The 19,859-nt window shown below is 45.5% G+C and carries 7 protein-coding genes; 4 read left to right on the top strand and 3 right to left on the bottom strand.

Features of this window, described 5'->3' with window-relative positions:
- The first annotated feature begins 371 nt into the window (after nucleotides 1-371).
- The 4 genes from MSG35_RS00810 to MSG35_RS00795 all read left to right on the top strand — a co-directional run bounded on the left by MSG35_RS00810 (nucleotide 372) and on the right by MSG35_RS00795 (nucleotide 6,374).
- Complete coding sequence (locus MSG35_RS00810) at nucleotides 372-1,007, top strand: CatB-related O-acetyltransferase (protein ID WP_017082045.1); 636 nt, start codon at nucleotides 372-374, stop codon at nucleotides 1,005-1,007.
- 165 nt (nucleotides 1,008-1,172) lie between these two features.
- Nucleotides 1,173-2,819, top strand: a complete 1,647-nt coding sequence (locus tag MSG35_RS00805; protein ID WP_248382480.1) for an ABC transporter ATP-binding protein — start codon at nucleotides 1,173-1,175, stop codon at nucleotides 2,817-2,819.
- On the top strand, nucleotides 2,816-5,068 hold the full coding sequence (locus MSG35_RS00800; RefSeq protein ID WP_248382479.1) for an ABC transporter transmembrane domain-containing protein: 2,253 nt from the start codon (nucleotides 2,816-2,818) through the stop codon (nucleotides 5,066-5,068). Before MSG35_RS00805 ends, MSG35_RS00800 begins: the two co-directional genes overlap by 4 nt.
- Complete coding sequence (locus MSG35_RS00795) at nucleotides 5,061-6,374, top strand: HlyD family type I secretion periplasmic adaptor subunit (protein WP_248382477.1); 1,314 nt, start codon at nucleotides 5,061-5,063, stop codon at nucleotides 6,372-6,374. The genes MSG35_RS00800 and MSG35_RS00795 overlap by 8 nt, the downstream gene beginning before the upstream one ends.
- A gap of 98 nt (nucleotides 6,375-6,472) precedes the next feature.
- On the opposite strand, the gene MSG35_RS00790 is transcribed toward MSG35_RS00795, so the two are convergent.
- From MSG35_RS00790 to MSG35_RS00780, 3 genes are all read right to left on the bottom strand, one after another.
- Nucleotides 6,473-16,336, bottom strand: a complete 9,864-nt coding sequence (locus MSG35_RS00790) for a VCBS domain-containing protein (protein ID WP_248382476.1) — start codon at nucleotides 16,334-16,336, stop codon at nucleotides 6,473-6,475.
- A 263-nt stretch (nucleotides 16,337-16,599) separates the two neighbouring features.
- The gene (locus MSG35_RS00785) at nucleotides 16,600-18,621 is read right to left on the bottom strand and encodes an FAD-dependent oxidoreductase (RefSeq protein ID WP_248382474.1); all 2,022 of its coding nucleotides are present in this window, start codon (nucleotides 18,619-18,621) and stop codon (nucleotides 16,600-16,602) included.
- Nucleotides 18,622-18,774: 153 nt separating this feature from the next.
- Complete coding sequence (locus tag MSG35_RS00780) at nucleotides 18,775-19,803, bottom strand: AraC family transcriptional regulator (protein WP_248382473.1); 1,029 nt, start codon at nucleotides 19,801-19,803, stop codon at nucleotides 18,775-18,777.
- Nucleotides 19,804-19,859: the final 56 nt, after the last annotated feature.

Below are 19,859 nucleotides of genomic sequence, written 5' to 3'. Positions count from 1 at the left end.
AGTTTGAGCCTGTGTAATCGCGCAGGCTCTTGTTCATTCCGTATTCCACGAAACGAAATTTGAAACCTTATTACTCACATCTTCCTGTCAAATTGGCGCGACTAAACAGTTACAATACGCCTGTAAATTATCCAACCAAGTTATCGATAAAAACTGGGCAAACTTTGAAACTACTTCCTCTTCTTAAGCAACCTCGAATCCACTGACGCCTCTTTAGTTTTAGCGACATTGCTATGATTTAAGCGTGATACTCACTATTCATCCCTGTGAACCCTGTGTTTATAGGGCGTTAGTTTGTGCACCTTGGATTTGCATCGTCGAACATTTTGATAGTTAACGAATAAAACTTAATAGATCATTCAGAGGTAAAAATGCAAAAGAAGCATTGGTCCAAATTCGAGTTGCTGCATGAAGTCGTAACCAACCCCAATATTCACGTAAAAGGTCAACACAGTTATTACAGCGATTGCTGGGATAACGGTTTTGAACAATCGGTAGTGCGTTATTTACACGGCGACGAAGTCAGCCGCCAGTGGGAGCCTCGATGGGAAATCGACGAACTCTATATCGGTGATTATGTCTGTATTGGCGCAGAGGTCGTGATTTTGATGGGCGGCAACCATACACACAGAGTTGATTGGTTTTCGCTGTATCCATTTATGGATGTCATCGACGATGCCTACATTGGCAAAGGTGACACTCACATTGAAGATGGGGTGTGGTTAGGCATGAGAGCGATGGTGATGCCCGGTGTGACGATTGGCGAAGGCGCTGTGGTTGCAGCGAATAGTGTGGTGACTAAAGACGTCGCTCCATACAGCATTGTTGGTGGTTCTCCAGCTAAAGTCGTCAAATACCGCTTTGATGAGTCCGTTATTGACGAACTCATGTCATTCAAAATATACGAGTGGCCCTCAGATAAATTTGAAGCGCTGAAACCGTATTTATGTAACTCAGACTTTTCAAAGTTAAAGCAGGCGATAACGGATTACGACAATTGTTTGTAAGGAGCACTTGTAACGAGCGTTTTTAAGGTACGGGTATAGCCACAGATTTTTGTAGAAAGATCTGTGTCATATTTATATTGAAAAACACGTTAAATCAGTCCGTTACCTTGCAATACTCAACATGGTGTACCAATCTTATTTCATAAGCATGGATAAGGATTGTGTATGCCCGCAAGTTCAATGAAAAACAAAGGGGTGGTGGGGAAAGTCCTACTGCCTTCTTTACTCATAAATCTTCTCTCTCTCGCCGTTCCGTTAACGGTTTTACAAATTTACGATCGTATTTTACCTAACCAAAGTTACGGTACTGCCACTTTGTTGTTGGCGGGTGCAGCGTTGGCTGTTGCCATGGAAGCATTGATCCGGTTTGTGCGTACTTGGCTTTTGTCAGCCGCGGCCAGCAATACCGAGAAAGCGACCTATCAAACCTTGGTTGAAAGAGTAACAACGGCTTCATCAGGACATCTTCGCCACATTGGTGTTGGCGGCGTGGAAGAGGGGCTGGGCTCAGTATCAAAAGTCAAAGATTGGTATTCCGGTGGTGTGATTGCAGGCTTTATTGATTTGCCTTTTGCCTTGATCTTCTTGGGCTTGGTGGCTTACATCGGCGGTGAGCTGGTGGCGATACCTTTGGCAGTTTGGCTGATTACTCTTGGAATCGTTTGGTTATCTTCTATTCGTGTTAAAAGCTTAAGTGAAGAGGCTTCCCAAGATGAGCAGGAGCGAAAAGCGTTTTTGATTTTGCTAAGCCAAACCATTCAGGGAATCAAACGCCAGGCCGTTGAGTCTCGAATCTTTAATCAGTTTAAATCCCTCAATAATGTTCGCTCTCAGTCTAAAGCGAGAGAAGAAGAACAGAACGCCTTCGCCCAAGAATGTATTCAGCTTGCTGCACTAGCTACGTCAGTTTTACTGGTGATCACGGGCAGCTTATGGGTGTTGGATGGTCAGTTAACTACTGGTGGCTTGGCGGCATGTTCTATCTTATCTGGCAGAGCGGTTGCGCCTTTGAGTGCTCTGGTTGGGGTTAGAATCAAGCTTAATTCAATACACAGTGCCAATCAGGCAATAGAAAAATTGAGTGACTTATCATTATCGGAATCTTCAGATTCTGAGCAAGTTGAGAACCACTTATCTGACTTTGAGACGTTGGAAATCAAGCAAGCGACCGTTGAAAGATACGGTGAACTCGCTCATGCAGATGTCATATTGAATAAAGGTGAGTTGGTATTGTTAGAGAGTGAAGACCGCCACACCAACAGTCATTTATTGTCGTCGATTGCAGGTATTGATGATCTGAAAGCGGGTGAGTGCTTCATTAACGGAGCTGCAGTTTCAATCGCATCCGTAACCAATATTGCGGCCTACTGTGGCGTTAAAGGGCAGTTGGTGTCAGGTACTATTCTCGACAACTTGTGTGGCTTTGACCCTGAGAAAACACAAAGCGCCAGTGACTATGCAAAGCGTTTGGGTTTAATCAAGGAAATCACTCGATTACCCGATGGACTAGAGACACAAATTGGCCATACGAGTGCGTCTCTGCTGAGTATGGGTAACGTGAAAATGCTCAATATCGCGACTCAACTGGCAAGTGATAAGCCCATTATCATGTTAGAAAGGCCAGATTCCTCGCTTGATTTAGATGCCCTTGGAAACCTAGCGAAGGTGTTGGAAGAAGAAGTGGCGGCAGGACGGACGATACTGATGGTGAGCTACCATTCTAAACTTCGCGAATTTGCCAATCGAATCATTACAGTGGAAAGTCGAGCTATTACGGTCGACAGCGAGAGCAATCAGGAGGCCGTCGTATGAATCGTTTAGATATTGGTAACCCTTCAGGTACGAACAACCGTGCAGATACCAGCGGTCGACAAGAGGTGATGAATCATTTAGAAACCGAGAGCCTTTCCGTTCTTAAGCAATTGGAAGTTAATGCTAATATCCAGTTGTTCGCACATCAATGGGTCGATGAAAATGGCATTGAATCAATCGACGATATGTTTGCCTTGTTCGACAGGCTTGCACTGCCTTATCGCTTGGTTGCCAACCTAGATGAAGTTGGTGAACATAAATTGGTCTTACTGGTACTTGGTGAACATGAGCTGGTCTCTGGTCATTTAGAATCCAAGCAATTTGTTGCCTTTAATGCCAATGACGACATTACCGATGTCCCTCAGTTTTGTATTGTTATCGAAGGGCCACCACTAGAGAAGGCCTCTCCTGATTGGGTTGGCGAAAGGTTACATGCGTTTCGTCCCATCATTCCTAAATTGTTGTTGGTCAGCTTTATCACTAACTTATTTGCGCTTGCTGTTCCCTTCATCACGATGTCGATTTATGACCATGTGATTGGTGGTGATGCTGGGCATGAGTTGCAAGGTATCGCCATTGGCGCGGCGTTGTTGTTTGTGATGATGGGTTGGTTGAGAACATTACGTAGCCGAGTGTTTGCTTCAGTTTCCAACCGAGTAAGTCGTGAGATTTCTCAATCCCTCGTGCAGCGTCTGCTTCGTAATAGCTATGCTCAAAATCAGCAAACAGCTTCTTCTAGTCAGCAAAACCAAGTGATGTTGTCAGAGCGTATTTCAGGTGTGCTATCGGGGCCATTAGGAAATGCGTTATTTGACTTACCATTCATTCTTATTTTTGTACTTGCGATAGGTGTTTTAGGTGGATGGTTGGTACTGGTTCCAGTCGTCTCTTTAATCCTTTATTACTTGTTAGCAAAACGTTCGATACGCTCTAGCAGCAAGCGCTCGATGCAATCGACAGTGGCAGGTACGAATCGTCAAAACATGACTAATGAGCTGTCATCCAAGCTTGCCTTTATTCGCAGTGCTGGATTCTCAGAGCACTGGATTCAACGCTTCAAAAAGGCCAATCTTCTTGCTTCAACAGTGACCTTTAATCAATCGGTTCTCCAGAGTCGGTACACCTCGATTTACTATTTTATTGGTGTGGGATCGACACTCGCCGTGATGGGGTTAGGTATAGGACTTATTTTTGAACAAGTGATGACCCCTGGTGGTTTGATTGCTTCAATGATGTTGATATCTAAAGTGACGGGTCCTGCTCAGGTGTTGGCAAACAGTGCGATGCGTTTTAATAGCTTTAATCAATCCAAGCTGCAAGTGAACCGTATTTTGTCTCAGCCGTCTGAGCGTGAATTCAGTTACCAGCATCACCCGTTACCCGTGTTAGCGCCTAACTTGAAATTAGACCAAGTGACGCTGCGCTATCCCAAACAGAGTCGCCCGGCCTTGAATGGTGTGAGTTTTGATATTGAAGCCGGTGAAATTGTCGCGATTACCGGCCCTTCTGGGAGCGGTAAATCAACATTAATTGAAGTGCTGTCTGGCTTGCAGCCTATCCAAAACGGCATGGTCGAGCTTGAAGGCGTTAACCTCGTTCAATACGATCCGCAGCTTTATCGCCACTGGTGTTTCATTCGAGCCGCATATCCTGATTTGCTTACGCTGAGTATTCGAGAGTGGCTAAACGACGGTCACAAAGTCGAAGATCAGAAAATGATCTCTGCAATTGAAATGGTCGGCGGAAAGCGTTGGTTCGAGACATTATCAGGTGGGCTCGATACTTCCATCAGCAGTATTCAGCCGGACAGCCTTTTTGACATGTTGTCTGGCAGCGTCGCGCAGATCCTCATTGACGCGAAAGCGCTGGTTTATGACTACCCAATGTTCTTAATGGATAATCCTGTGCCTGATGCTCACCCAAATGCTAAACGTATATTTGGTGAGTTTGTGCAGTCGAAAAAAGGAAAAGCAACGGTGATTTACACGTCCCACGATCCGGATTTAATCAAGCTTGCCGATAAAGTGGTGGTATTAAATGAAGGTGCAGTGGTTTATGCCGGTCCATTAGAGCCGGAGCAGTCTTTGAAGCAGGAACAGCCTTCAGAGCCTCAAGCTTCTCAAGAACCGCAGTTATCTGAGCAACCGTTATCTCAAGAGCTACAGCCGTCAACTCAAGAGGCGTCTGCTCAACAAAATGCAGCCCAACAAGAACAATCAAAGTCTAAGCAAGGAGTCGCTAATGACTAAACAATCTATCGAGAAGGGCAAGCGCTACGGTGAACTTGTTGAATCACAAAATACGGCTCGTACATTGGCGCTGGCCACATGGTCGGTTGCCTTATGTGTTATTGCTTTTGCCACTTGGTCTGTAGTCACTCAAGTTGATGAAATCGCCAAAGCCAAAGGTGCTGTGATTCCAGAAGGCGAGAAGCAAGTATTACAAAGCGCGATTGGCGGTAAGTTAAAGCAAATTCTCGTTAAAGAAGGGCAGTTGGTTGAGAAAGGCCAGCCGCTTGTTGAGTTTGATGCCACTTTCCAGCGTACCGCCCTTGAAGAGCTAAAGTCCCAACAAGTGACGCTTCTAGCCAGTGTGGAACGTATGAATGCGCTGCTTGAGCAACGTGAGCCTAACCTTGCTGAGTTTGAGGTCAATTACCCAGAGATCGTCAGCCAACAAAAAGCGCAGCTGAACGCGCAAAAAGCCCTCTACTTCCAAAAGCGTGTGGTGCTTGAGAAAGAGAGCGAACAAATTGCGGAGCAGCTTCGTAGTGTAGACAAGTCATTGCCTAGCTATGAGAAAGAGCTGAATGCGACCAAGCAAGAGTTGAACATACTGGAAAAGGGTTATAAAGCGGGTAACATTTCACGCTTACGTGTGCTTGAAATGCGACAAAAACTGGCCAGTATCGAACAGAAAATCGAAGAAGCTCGTGGTAAGAAAGCTGTGTTAATCAAGCAAGCAGACAGTACAGAGCAAAAAATTGAACAGCTTTTAGCAGAGGCGAAGGCGAAGGTCAGCGACGATCGTTCTAAAGCCGTATCTGACTTATCAGCATTGAATGCTAGAGTTCGTTCAAGCCAAGCTAAATTGACCAACACTATGTTGGTGTCACCGCTACAAGGCTTGGTGCAAAGCCTGCCAAGCACGCAAAACGGTGGTGTTATTCAGCCTGGTGGCACTGTGGTTGAAATCGTTCCTGTTGGTGGGAAAGCCGACTTTAAAGCTCGTTTATCGCCAAGAGATATTGGTTTTGTGAGTGTAGGGCAGCCGACTCGTATTAAGATTGATGCGTTTGATTACAGCCGCTTCGGTGCGCTAAAAGGGGCGGTTGAGAGTATTTCACCGACCACAAGTCAAAGCGAACGTGGCGAGATCTATTATGAAGTCGTCGTGTCGGTTGATACGCCATACTTCCGCGATAATCCTGAAAGCTTTTCTATTTTGCCAGGTATGACGGGGGAGGTAGATATTACTACGGGTGAGAAATCTGTATTCCAGTATTTATGGAAACCGATCTACACCAATGTCAGTGTCGCATTTGGTGAAAGGTAATCGTTATAAAGAGTCGCTGATAGTAAACGAATAACAACAGCAAATAATAAAAAGGGAGCACATTATGTGCTCCCTTCTGTTTGGTCACTCGTTATCGGTTAACTATTTGGATCAATGTCCGGCAGCCCGTCTACGTCGTTGTGATGATGGTGCTCATCATCTTGGTTATGGTTGATGTTTGCATCATGGTGTTCCAGCGCGTCTGACATATCCAAGTGCGCTTGGTCATGTGTTGTTGCATCTGGTTGGTCGACTTGTGCAAGTATGATATCCATATCCGCAGGTTGATCGTGAACCGTTGTCGATGTCGCATCGGGTTTAATGCCCAATGCATCCAGATAAGCGGCTGCACCATGGTGACTGGTTTTGTGATCGGGTTCTTGATGGGTCTGCTGGGTTAAATCCAGATTACTATCATCGCTTAGAGTGACGGTAAAGTCGGCTTGTGAAGCCATGTCTGGCTCGTCATGTTGAACAGGAGGCGGTGGTGGGGGAGCAGGGTGTGATGTATGGACCAAAGGTGTGATTGTCATATCAACCACTTCAGTTCCAACTGTCAGCTTTCCACTATGTCCAGGCCCATGACTGAGTATCTGGATATTCACATGGGCGACAACTTCATCTTGATTTGTCCCTTGCAATGCCACTTCAAATTTATCTTCATGTTGACCTATACCAGAAGCGCTGCCATGAGGGCCCGTGTGAACTTGGGCTTGCTCTTGATAATGTAAATGACCAGTCTGAGGGTCAATGGTTAATGTCCCGTATTGGCCATGATGACTAGTGACGTACTGTCCGTTAGGTAAATGGATTCGCCAACCGCTTTGTGCTGTTGGTACCGGAGTTAACGATGGTAATAGTGGTGGGACCCCAAGCGTGCCAGATACTTGGTGGCTTCCCGATGGTGGTCTGACAATGATAGGTTCAGGAATAGCGCTTGCAGCGAAACCTTGGCTACCTGCGGTATTACCGTGTTCGTCAGTCATTGTTGCTTGTACATTAGAACCGGGATGAACTTCAATTTGTATTCCATGCTGCAGAGTATGAGCATCTAATACATGATCTTGTCCGTTAACGACAAGATGCTCTCCGATTTTGGCATCACCAGGAGGCGTAACGGTTGCAGTGATCGTGTTTGCTTGTCCTCGGGCGATTTCAGCTTTGCTGTATAAGTTGTCTGCCCCAGCGTTTTCAAAGGTAATCGTAGGAACGCTAACCTGTGTATCGATTTGGTAAGTAACATCTGCAGTGGCATGAGCGCTATTACCTGCGGTATCTGTTACCGCTACTGATGCCTCTATTTTTTGGTTAGCATCGGCAATGAGTTCACTGCCAGGTACGGCAATTGAATAGTGTCCTTTTGCATCGACCACGCCAGTATGCTGTGTCCCATTTACATCTAAAGTCACAATGTCTCCTGCATTATAATCGCCAGAAACGGATCCGGTGATGTCAATGGAGCTGTTGGATTCTTGAGCATTAATCACATTGTCGGCGGTAATTGGGTCTGTTTGAATACCGACGTGTACTTGTGTATCTATATGGACGGAAAGAAGCGAAGAGGTAGCCGGTAGCACTGACGAAGGAGCCAACGCTTTGGCGGATAGATTATGATCGCCTTCCGATAAGCTGCTTACGGCAACACTATATTGGCCAGAGGCATCAGACACCGCGTGTCCAACGGGTGTGGAACCATCGTAAATAGTGACTTTCGAGAATGGAATATCAGTGTGTCCTGTAATCGTTGGCGTAGTGTCGTTGGTCAGGTTGTCAGTGTTCGACGAACCCGAGTCACTCGTTGATGCCAAATTCAATGTCACCGAGTTTGTTGGCGCTACGTTGGTGACCATTAGCAAGGTTGGTAGTGTCGTTGTAACCGTAGGTTGTTGAGGCACGGTGGTTGATATGACTAGGCCACCCGTTGGTGACATGGTGACATGTCCCGAGGCATCAAAGGTGATGAATTTCGAATCTTCAGTATGGCCGTCACTGACTTTTACTTCGAATACATCGACACCATGATAGGAGTTGGTGGCAGAGTTATAACTCATCCCTGTGATAGACGTATTTGGTGTGTAGACGTAGTCACCAGTGTTTGGATCGACGGACAGTGAACCGAACTGACCCGCAGAGCTGACGACAGAGAACGTATGAGTGTCATTAACGTCTACATCTGTCTCTGTTAATGTGCCTGTCGTTGATGATGTTTGGTTAACGCCGAGAATCGGTGCGTCATTGGTTCCGGTAATGGTAACCACGATATCATGGTGCGTGCCATCTGCAGATTGAACCGTGATGGTTTCAGTGTCTGTCTGACCTTCGCCAAGCTGTTGAACTATAGGATGGTTGTTATCAAGGTCGTAAGTCCAGTGACCATTTACATCGATATGAACGTGCCCATAGCCTTTGCTTCCGGCTATTCCAGCTCCACCCTGTACCGCGGTAAACCCTGCTGTTCCATCAGGATCACTCGCCGTCAACGTACCTGAAGCTTGAAGTGTTATGTCTTCTTTGGCCACTCCTGTGGAGTCTCCACTGAATGTTGCAGGGTCAGCGACACTCGCTATATTAATGAGTATTGACCCTTCTTTTGAATCAAGATGACCATCGTTTGCGGTAAATTGCACCCCTCCTAATCCGCTGACACCAGAACTAAAGTAGTTGTGAGTTGGGGTGAAGATGAGTGATGAAACGTCGGAGGCGCTGACGTCATCACCAACATTCACTGTGGTGCCATTCAGCGATAACACGCCATGGGCGACATTGGTAATCGTGATGTGGTTTAACGCATCTCCATCAATATCAGAATATTTAAAGTCTGCGGTGGTGAACGCATGAGGCTTATCTTCTAAAGAACTAATAAAACTCGATCCAACGATAGGTGCATCATTGACTGCATTGACATCCACTACCATCGTTGCGTTTGCCGAATTTTTATGGCCATCATTCGCAGTAAATGTAAATTGCGCATAGTTGGCGCCGTTTTCATTATTGATCGGCGTGAAAGTTAAATGGCCTGCGTCTAAGTCAGCCTTGCTGATTTGCTGGTTGGCGGTTACGGCGTTACCGTTTAGAAGTAATAATCCATGACTCGGTATGCTGCTAATAGTCACGAACTGTAACGTGTCGCCATCTTGATCACTGTAACCAAATTCACTGGTTGTAAAGGTTCTGGTGATGTCTTCATTTGTAGAAACGGTTTGCCCTGTCACCGTTGGTGCATGTTGTAGAGGAGGGGTGACTTCAATAGAGAGAGAATTTTGAGAAGAGTCTCCTATTGGGTTACCGCCATCATCGCCGACGCGATAAACCATACTTGGCACTTTACCTGTAAAGCCAGCTTCCGGGGTGAAGGTATAATGACCATTCGCTTCGATCGCGAGTGTACCGATACCGGCCATAGTATGTGGTTGCCCCGGCCTTACCGCGACATAACCTGACACCGGGTCTTTTATTTGAATATCTTGCAACACCAGATGTGCGTTGGAATCGGTGTCTGTTGCTGCACCACTCAATCCTTGATCCGTCCCAGAGCCAGTAAGTAGATTCCCTTCAACTGGACCACTATGTTGAACACCAGAATCACTGAGGCTGTGTAGAACAGGATCGTCGGTGGTCCCATTAATCGTGACGGTTATTGAATGCTTGGTACCGTCTTTTGATGTGACTTCAATGCTATCTGTGAGTGTTTGTCCATTGTCTAAGTCTTGAATCTGCGTACTCTTGTTGTCTGCTTTATAAACCCATATCCCAGTACTAGTGATGTCGAAATGACCGTAGGTTCCATCCAGAGATATTTTCGGTTGCCCCTTAAGATCTAATGCAGCTTCGCCATGACCATCAGCGTCAGAAACAATCAGGTGCCCATGACAAGAAAGGGCATCTGGAATAGTTGCTGACCCCGTGATATGCGCGTTGTGGTGAATGTTTGTATCTTCTTTTATGCTGCTGGAGTCACCGGCAAATGTGGCGGCATCATTAACAGCAGCAAGAGACGTGTTTGCTCCTGTATGAGTCGTTCCACCATGCGCATCTGTGACGTCATAGCTAAAATGAACTTGGCCGTTATAGTCTTTGGTTGGAGTAAAAGTGTAGGTGCCGTCTTTGTTATCGACTACAGAGCCGTGATCGACTAACAGATTCTCAATGGAAAGCTTACCTGCGTCATTGGCATCCACGTCGACAGTATTGGCTAATAAATCAGCTTTGGTGAAAGTAAGAGCTGTATCTTCTGTGCCTGTGGAAAGTGTTACTTCAGAACTGATATAAGGTCTATCATTATCACCATGAATGGTAATGACTATGTCTTGCGCAGTACCATCTTTAGAATAAATGGTAATCGTATCTGTTAATTCTTGCCCATCGCCTAATTGATCGATCTTTGTGGCTACGTTTTGTTGGTTACTACCAACGGTAACCTTATAATGCCAATTACCATCGGCATTTAGTATTAATTGACCATAAGTGCCATGGTAGGAGTAGCCTACGCCTTTTGTATCAAATTGTGCTTCGCCAGTGTCTGGGTCAATAATCTCTAACTTGCCATCAGTATATAAAGGGTCATTGGTTAATTTAGCCATCCCAGGCTGTGCGTAGTTTGGTGACCGATCATGATAGGTGCCATGCCCTTCATCGACATCGCCAGTTGTAGTTCCAGTGATTACTGCTGCGTCCCCAACGGCATCAATATGAAGAGTGTTAGTAGCCTCTTGTGAGTCAACATGCCCATCGTTAACAGTATATTTAAACTGAACATCGCCATTAAAATCTTGCGCAGGAACGAACTGAAGTTTACTGATGTCAGCTGTAGGGATGTGTTGCCCCGCTGTAACATCGTGTCCATCAAGCACAAACTTACCTTGTGTTGCTGATGGTAGATCTGTGACTGCTATGGAATGTAACGTATCGCCTGTGTCGATATCACTGAATCCAAACTGACTGGCTTGCATTTGGTAATGTGTGTCTTCAGTGCCATGTGCAAGTGTCGTCGCAGTGATGGTTGGCTTATCATTGGTGCCTGTCACCGTTATTGTTATATCGTGGGCAGTGTGGTCTGCAGAGTAAACACGATATACAACTTTTTCTACTTCACCTTCAGCTAATGATTGCAAGCGACTATTGGCTACTTCATATCCCCAAGCGCCACTTGGTGTAATGCGTAAAAAACCACCAAAGGGATCGTGAATCGCCTGTTCTCCTAATAACAGATTGACCTGAAAATGGTCTTGCCCTGCATCAGGATCTGTCACACTCAGCAAACCCGATGCAACGACAGGCTGTAATGAACTGTGACCCACATTATGATCTTCTTTAATTGAACCAGTATCATCGCCTGAAATCACAGCAGAATCACGGGTGGGAGTGAGAGTTATTGAGGCTGATGTAGCGACACTTCCACCATGTGCATCCTGCACATCATAGGTAAAGGAGACTTTGCCGTTGTAATCTTGGTTAGGGTGAAAGGTGAAGGTTCCGTCGTGATTATCGGTAATCTTTCCATGATCCGCGATAAGATTTGCTACAGAGAGTTTCCCCGCATCATTGTGGTCGATGTCTGTAGCGTTGGCGAGTAAATCAGAAGCATGTAGAACGACATCTATATCTTCAGTTCCAGCCGTAAGTGTAACTGCGGAGCTAACAACTGGAGCATCATTGTCACCTTGGATAGTGACTTGAATTTGATGAGGCGTACCATCAGCAGAACGTACAGTAACAGTATCAATTAACGTTTCACTACTACCGAGAGATTGAATCTTTGCGAGGCTATTATCAATTTCATAGCGATATGAACCATTGGATTGAAGAATGAGTTTTCCACCTTCCTGTGTTGTATATCCGGTATCCCATGTGCCTGTTTGTTGGTTTTGATGAAGATTCCCATCAAAATGATCTTCTCCAGCATCGGCGTCAGTAATGGTCAATTGGCCGTTGTATATGATCGTATTACCGGAGTTTAGGGTAAGGTTATGATCCTCTTGAACAGTAAAGGTGTCTTGTCCGCCAATTGTTGCACTGTCATTCGTTCCGTGTACAACTAACGTTAGAGTCTTCGTATCCGTACCACCATTATGGTCATCCACTTTTACCTGAACATGTATAACTTGGTCATTGTTTACTCCCAAGTTTTGATAACTTGCATGGGAGGGGTCAAAAGTGTAACTACCATCATTGTTAAAGGTTAAGCCATCTACAGGTTTATCAATAGTGAATGTATGCGTGTCTTTTGTATCCACATCCGTGGCATGCATCTGGCCAGATAAAAGGGTTCCACCTTCAGTTACCGATTGTGATTGGGCAGAGAGGACGGGTTTATCATTGGTCCCCTCAACGGTAAACTCCACTTTGTGTTGAGTTCCATCAACGCTGTGAATGGTATACTCCTCTTTGAGTGTTTCACCCTCTGAGAGATGTTGTACTAAATAATTACTTATATGATAGTAATAGTTACCATTACTATTCACCTGAAGATCTCCACCATGAGACCCTTGATAAATACCACCATAGAGCACATCTGGGAATTGCGACTGTGCAGGACCATCAGGGTCAACAACATGGAACACACCAGAAGCTCCAAGGAGATGCCCACTCGAGATATCCACATTGATATCCTCTTTAACCCCAGAACCGGAGCCTGTAATAACCGCTGCATCACTGGTTGGTGCTAACGTCATACTCGCTGAAGTCGCTGTACTGCCAGCATGTGCATCTTTTACATCATAGCTAAAAGAGACTTTCCCATTGTAATCTAGGGCAGGATGAAAGGTAAAAGTACCGTCATGATTATCGGTGATTTTGCCATGGTCGGCGGTGAGGTTGGCCACTAAGAGTTGCCCTGCATCATTGTGGTCGATGTCTGTAGCGTTGGCGAGTAAATCAGAAGCGTGTAGAACGACATCTGTATCTTCAGTTCCTGCAGGAAGAGTTGTTACCGAAGAAACCTTAGGCTCATCATTTGTACCGTGGATTGTGATCTGAATTTCATGACTTGTTCCATCGACACTGTGGATTGTCACCTTATCGACAAGAGTCTCTGTTGACCCAAGATTTTGAATTTCTGGTTTACGATTATCAATTGTATAAGTATAAGTACCATCTTGTTGTAAAAGTACCCACCCACCCATTTTTGTATCATAGCCAATTCCGTGATAGGTGTGGCCTCTTTGAATATCAAACTGAGCTTCACCTTGGTCGGGGTCAACAATATCTAATTTTCCATCAAAATGAAGATTATATTGTGTATCAATATAACCACGATCTTCTGTCACATTCCCTTGATCAATTCCAGTAATAGTCGCAGCATCGCCAGTTGCTTGTAAGTGTAAATTCGCGCCTGTTGCAGTGATACCACCATGCGCATCTGTCACGTCATAAGTGAAGTGCACTTGGCCGTTGTAGTCTTTGGTTGGTGTGAAAGTGAAGGTACCGTCTTGATTATCTAGAATAGATCCATGATCGGCATGAAGATTCGTAATCGTCAGTTTGCCTAAGTCATTGGTATCTACATCTATGGTGTTTGCCAATAGCTCAGTTGCAGTGAGGGTTTGGGCAAGATCTTCTTTTCCGCTGTTGAGCTGCACTTCTGAAGAACAGTATGGGCGGTCGTTATCGCCATGAATGGTGACAACGATATCGTGTGTGGTGCCATCTGCAGATCTAACGGTGACAGTATCGGTTAGTGATTCACCTTTACCCAGATGATCAATAGCTCTGCCGGTTGCATCTTGGCCGATGGAAGCATAGTAGGTCCAGTCCCCGTTAGTTTGAAGTATGACACGACCATGAGTGCCGTAATAAGTGCCTGTTTGGGCATAGCTTTCACCGGCATCAGCATCCACTACCGATAGGTGGCCATCGGTATGGATTTCATCGTTCCACAATTTCCCTATGTTTCCGTGCTGATGATCAGGTGAACGGTCATCAACATAACCGCCAGTCATACTGCCGTCTAGCGCGGTAAAAGTGTGTCCTTCATGGACATCGCCTGTCGATGTCCCCATTATCACCGCAGTATCATTGGTGCCATTCACTGTGATCGTTACTTGATGTGACGTCCCATCAGCAGAATGAACGGTAATAGTATCGGTGGCGGTTGCTCCTTTTCCTAACGCTTGAACTGTAGGATTTGTGTTATCGAGGTCGTAAGTCCAAGCACCAGAATCGGTCAGATGTAGAGTCCCTAAGCTGCCTGCAACATCTGTGTTTGAGAAGTGTGCTTCGCCAGTATCTACATCAGTGACAGTCAACGTACCGGATGTTTGCAATTGAGATTCTTCGGTTACCGCACCTGAGTTGGTGCCACCAATCACAGCAGTATCATTGGTGCCATTTACCGTAATCGTAACTTGATGCGGCGTGCCGTCAGCAGAATGGACAGTAATAGTATCAGTGGCTGTTTTATTCACGCCTAACGCTTGAACGATAGGATTTGTGTTATCGAGGTCGTAAGTCCAAGCACCTGAGTCGGTCAGATGTAGAGTCCCCAAGTTGCCTACTATATCTGTGTTGGAGAAATGTGCCTCGCCAGTATCGATATCAGTGACAGTCAACGTACCAGAGGTTTGAAGCTGAGACTCTTCAGTCACCGAACCGGAGTTGGTGCCACCAATAACTGCTTTGTCGTTAGTGCCATTAATCGTAACCATAACTTGATGCGCTGTACCATCAGCTGAGTGAACAGTGACGATGTCTGTCGCAGTTGAACCTTGGCCAAGTCTTTGAACTACTGGGTTATTGTTGTCTAAACTGTATGTCCACGCACCGTCTTTGGTGATGCTTAGCGTACCGAAATTACTAGTCACTTGTGAGGCTTGAAAGTGGTCCTCTCCAAGATCAGAGTCCGTTACCGAAAGCTGCCCTTGAACTTGTGTCGTTAAATCTTCAGTTAACGTGCCAGCATCCACACCCGTAATTACGGCATTGTCGTCGTTCCCGCCAATCGTCATATCGATCGTTTGCGGTGTGCCATCTTTGGTGTGAATTGTGAAACTTTCATGCAGTGAAGTGGCTGCGGTTAAAGCTTGAACATTAGAGAGCGAGTTATCAACTTGATACTGCCAATGTCCATCAGCATCGATAGTTAATGAACCATATTTACCTGAGATAACTTCCGGTGTAACCGAACTTTCATTTTGGTCAGGGTCTATGACATCGATTTTGCCGTTCGCATGTAACAAGCCTTGTGAATCAATATTGTGATCTTCTGTTACGACACCTGTTAAGTCTCCAGAAATACTTGGCGTGTCTTGCTTACCTGTTACTGGTATCTGGACAATGATGCTCGAGCCATTAGATAGATGTAACGCAAAATGGTCAGTACCTGGTTGGTGCTGATTTAACAGGATGTATTGAGGAGAATTTGGATTCAATATGAATGTGTATTGACCATTTGCATCAACATGAAGCTCTCCGTACGTACCTTTTATGACTTCTGGCATGAAGGTGACGGGTAAAGCGGGTGTCGTCGGCGCATTTGAATGAGTCGGCTGACCGTTACTTCCTGAGGAGATAGTCGGCATCGATACCGAAGGAATGTAATGGACTTGCGGGTGAGAAAGCGTCGATAAATGATGAGAAGGAACCAAGTGAGAGCTCGAACCATGGGCGGCATGACTTGCACTTAAGGTTGAGTTTACGTCGTTGTCATTCGTCTGAGCTTCTTGGAGAGCAACCGCTGATGAGTCCGCCTTGCTATGGTCATCGGTGACATCTTTTTCGGTCACGTTATTTGCGGTTACTTGATCTGCAGCGTCGCTGGAATTGTCTATACTTTCTGCAGCAGCGTGTTTAGCCAATGATGGCAAAATCATCATGAGTGACTGAAAAAGTGGGATATTCACTTTTAGATGTGAATGCAGTCTGCGCTTCTTTTTTTGTGTTGGTTTCTTTTGTTCTATCTCGTTACTTTTCTTATTTTTGATTTCTGTATTTTTCTTGTTTGCTTTGACGTTCTTTTTGTTAGCCATTTTTATCATCCGTGAATCGTGGTTGCACTATTTTAAGTAAAATACACAGATAGAGGTTTCGCTAGCTAATTGGATAATTTTTAAAGAAAAAACTGTAAAGTTGAAGAATTATCTCGTTTTGATGTAACGAGACGAAAGTGAGGAGGGCACTTAAGGAAAGATACAGTGAGAGGCAGGAACCAAACGTCCATGTTTGGTTTCGGTGTTTTAACTAAGCGGGACTAAATTAAAATGTACGACTCACTTTAAGAGGTACGACTAACTTAAAGCGTGCGACCTACTTCAAAGCCATCCCAGATAGCGGCCATGATCGTTCTTGCTTTTTGGCTGTCACCGATATTGAATACTTCATCAACATCCAGTTGATTCGCAAGTTCTTCATGCAAGTGATCTTCAGCTTTATAGCCAAGCGCTAGCACAACGTGATCGGAAAGCATTTCAACACTGCTGTTTTCAATGTTTAGACAAACGCCCGTATCGGTGATTCGCTCTAATCGTGTTGAAGTAAGAACGTTCACTTGTTCTTTGACTAGAAGCTCTTTCAACATCTGGTAGTTAGCAAAACAGGTACCGTGAGGGCCGCCAATGATATCGTCTGATGCCTCAACTAATGTGACCGCTTTACCTTGTTGAGCCATCCATAGAGCGGCTTCTGCGCCCACTAAACCCGCGCCAATCACACAGACTTTGTCGCCTGTAATTAGTTCAGGGTTCATCAACATATTTTCGGCAACTAAAACGTGCGGCTTATCTTTTCCTTCCAACCAGTTAGGTTGAGTTGGGCGAGAGCCGGTAGCGAAAATAACACTGTCTGGCTTTTCGCTTTCAATCGATGCTTTGTCTGCCGCTGAATTGAGTTTTACGTCTACCTTGTGTCGAGTCATTTCACCGCTGAACCACGCAATCAAGGCTTTATCATCATGCTTGAATGGAGGTTGGCTTCCCGGGATGACATTGCCACCCAGTTGGCTGCCTTTTTCGAAAAGGACTACATCATGTCCGCGCTCAGAAGCAATTCTAGCGGCTTCCATTCCCGCAACACCACCACCGACAACGACGACCTTTTTGGTTTTGTGCGTTGGTAGTAATCTGAACTCTTCTTCTCGTCCACAGCTTGGGTTAACCGCGCAAGATAGGTTACCCACTTCAGCCATACGACCTAGGCAACCAAGGTGACAAGATAAGCAAGGACGAACTTCTTCAAAACGACCTCGTCGGATCTTATTCACCGTGTCTGGATCGGCGAGCAGGGGTCTACCCAGTGACACGCCATCACAAATGCCATTTTGAACAGCATGCGAAGCGAGGTCTGGGTTCTCCATACGGCCAGCCATTAATACGGGAATATCGACCACTTCTGAAACGGCTTTGCAGTAGGGTTTGTACATGCCCGGTTGGAAGTAGTTTGGCGGGTGATTCCAGTACCATGAATCATAGGTGCCGGCATCAACGTTCAGAGCATCGAACCCTGCGCTTTGCAGGTATTCAGCCGCTTTGAGGCCTTCTTCCATATCGCGACCCACTTCTTCAGCGCGCTCGCCCGGAAGGATACCTTGGCCGAAACCTTTCATATTGCCTTTAACGGAGTAGCGCAGTGATACTGGGAAGTCTTTGCCACAAACAGCTTTGATACCTTCAACAATCTCTACCGCAAAGCGATAACGATTTTCGAAGCTGCCACCGTATTGGTCTGTACGTTGGTTGAAAAATTCCATTGTGAATTGGTCAAGTAAGTAGCCTTCATGAACCGCGTGTATTTCTACACCATCAAAACCTGATTTTTGAGCAATAGCAGCCGACTCAACAAACTTAGAGATGAAATATTTTACTTCTTCAGTGGTCAGTTCACGGTGAGTGATTGAAGGGTCGAAGCGGTTCGGCGCTTCAGAAGGCGCAATGGATTTGTCTTCAGGAGTGAAGCCCGGAATGCAAGAGCGTCCCCAACCAGCGGTAAGCTGTGCGAATATTTTAGTACCGTAGGTATGAACACGTTCGGTCATCTCTTTTGCGCTGCGGATATAAGCGGTTGGATGGTTGGTTGGGCATGGAAGGGAAGGCATAGGGAACTGTTCAAGTTCATTTTCTACCATTTGCACACCGGTAATGATCAGGCCAACACCACCACGAGCACGAGCAACGTAATATTCAACGCCACGGCTGTTATACGCACCATCACCATCGACACAACCTAAGGTGCCCATCGGGGCCATAGAGTAACGATTCTTTAGCTTTAAAGAGCCGATCTTCATCGGTTCAAAAAGCACGTTATGCTCTTGTTTTAACATAATCTAATCTCCAATAATTGAATGCATTGGGTGTTAACCAAGCAAGTACTGGTGATATTAAAGCAAGGGACGAACGTGCTAACTTTGCATTTTAGGACAAAAGTTTTGCCGAATATGCCATCGAATGTAACGTTGATTTAGATCAGTCTTTACCTAGGTGATATTCTGACTTCGCCTTAATTTTATTGGACTTAGTCCCGTCCATCTCTTAAAAGCACGTGAGAAAGTGCTCAAGTCAGCAAAGCCGAGTTGGTAGGCAATCTCGGTCATGTTGATGTGTTGGTCTTCTAACAAGTGCAGTGCTTTTTCTAGCTTGTATTTTTCGACTACGCCTCGATAGTTTGTGTTGAGTTCAGCAAGCCTTCTATTCAACGTTCGGATGTTCATGTTGAGCGACTGAGCAAGGCTCTCACCCGAAACGTTCTCCAAGTTATTCGCTTGATTGAGCGCATTGTAGATCTGGAGAATCAGGTCGCCTTTCTTTAGGGACTCTGCGTCTTTTCTCAGTAGGTTCAGTGCCGAAAAATAGATCCCTTCATCGTAATTATCTAAAGGTTTACGAAGATGCTTTTTGTCGATAGCGATCTTTCTTATAGGGTGTCCGGCGGTAATTTTTGTTCCCGTTAACTGCTCGAGTTGTTCGGTGCGCTCGGGAGAGAATTTGTGCTCAATCAGTTTGACGCTCACTTCGATGTCTTCGCTGAGGATCACATGCTTGATGATGTAAATGAGTGTGGCGATCAGCATTGTTACGCCAAGGTAGGTGACGTGGCTTTCTTGGCTAAAAGGTTCGCTGTTGAGTACCCACAACTCGGCGCTACCTTGCTTATTTTCTCGATATTGAAGCCGGATAGGTGACGCAATAATGAACGAGAATTCAGCCGCAGTTTTTAGCATCGCCTCGAGGTTTGGAGCAGTCCATAGTGCTAGGGAGTAACTGCCAAAGGTTAAGGGAGTAACGTGCTTCGAGGCTCTTACGGGGATCAGCTCATCATCGGTATATTCACACAGTTTTACTAACTCTTCACGAAGGTCGTGGAAATGCAATCGGCCATCTGAATTCTTACGCTTTGGCGGAAAAAATTGACTCTCCACTTTATGCTCTTTTGCTGTTAAAGCGAGCAAGGCTTGCCAGCCAGCGTGAACTGAAAGGGAGTTATGAAAGCGTTGTTCCAATGCCATTTTATGACCTTATAAATCGGAGATGTGATCAAAAACACAAAGTGATTAATTGTCCA

This window comes from Vibrio sp. 1CM23M (assembly GCF_023161755.1).
Lineage (GTDB): Bacteria > Pseudomonadota > Gammaproteobacteria > Enterobacterales > Vibrionaceae > Vibrio > Vibrio coralliirubri.
Note: the sequence above shows the minus strand (reverse complement) of the source record. Positions and strands in the feature narration are given on the sequence as shown.

What these genes read in the sequence shown, in the direction of transcription:
- MSG35_RS00785 (WP_248382474.1), bottom strand. Translation starts at nt 18,621, where the DNA reads ATGTTAAAACAAGAGCATAACGTGCTTTTTGAACCGATGAAGATCGGC.
- MSG35_RS00795 (WP_248382477.1), top strand. Translation starts at nt 5,061, where the DNA reads ATGACTAAACAATCTATCGAGAAGGGCAAGCGCTACGGTGAACTTGTT.
- MSG35_RS00810 (WP_017082045.1), top strand. Translation starts at nt 372, where the DNA reads ATGCAAAAGAAGCATTGGTCCAAATTCGAGTTGCTGCATGAAGTCGTA.
- MSG35_RS00790 (WP_248382476.1), bottom strand. Translation starts at nt 16,336, where the DNA reads ATGGCTAACAAAAAGAACGTCAAAGCAAACAAGAAAAATACAGAAATC.
- MSG35_RS00805 (WP_248382480.1), top strand. Translation starts at nt 1,173, where the DNA reads ATGCCCGCAAGTTCAATGAAAAACAAAGGGGTGGTGGGGAAAGTCCTA.
- MSG35_RS00780 (WP_248382473.1), bottom strand. Translation starts at nt 19,803, where the DNA reads ATGGCATTGGAACAACGCTTTCATAACTCCCTTTCAGTTCACGCTGGC.
- MSG35_RS00800 (WP_248382479.1), top strand. Translation starts at nt 2,816, where the DNA reads ATGAATCGTTTAGATATTGGTAACCCTTCAGGTACGAACAACCGTGCA.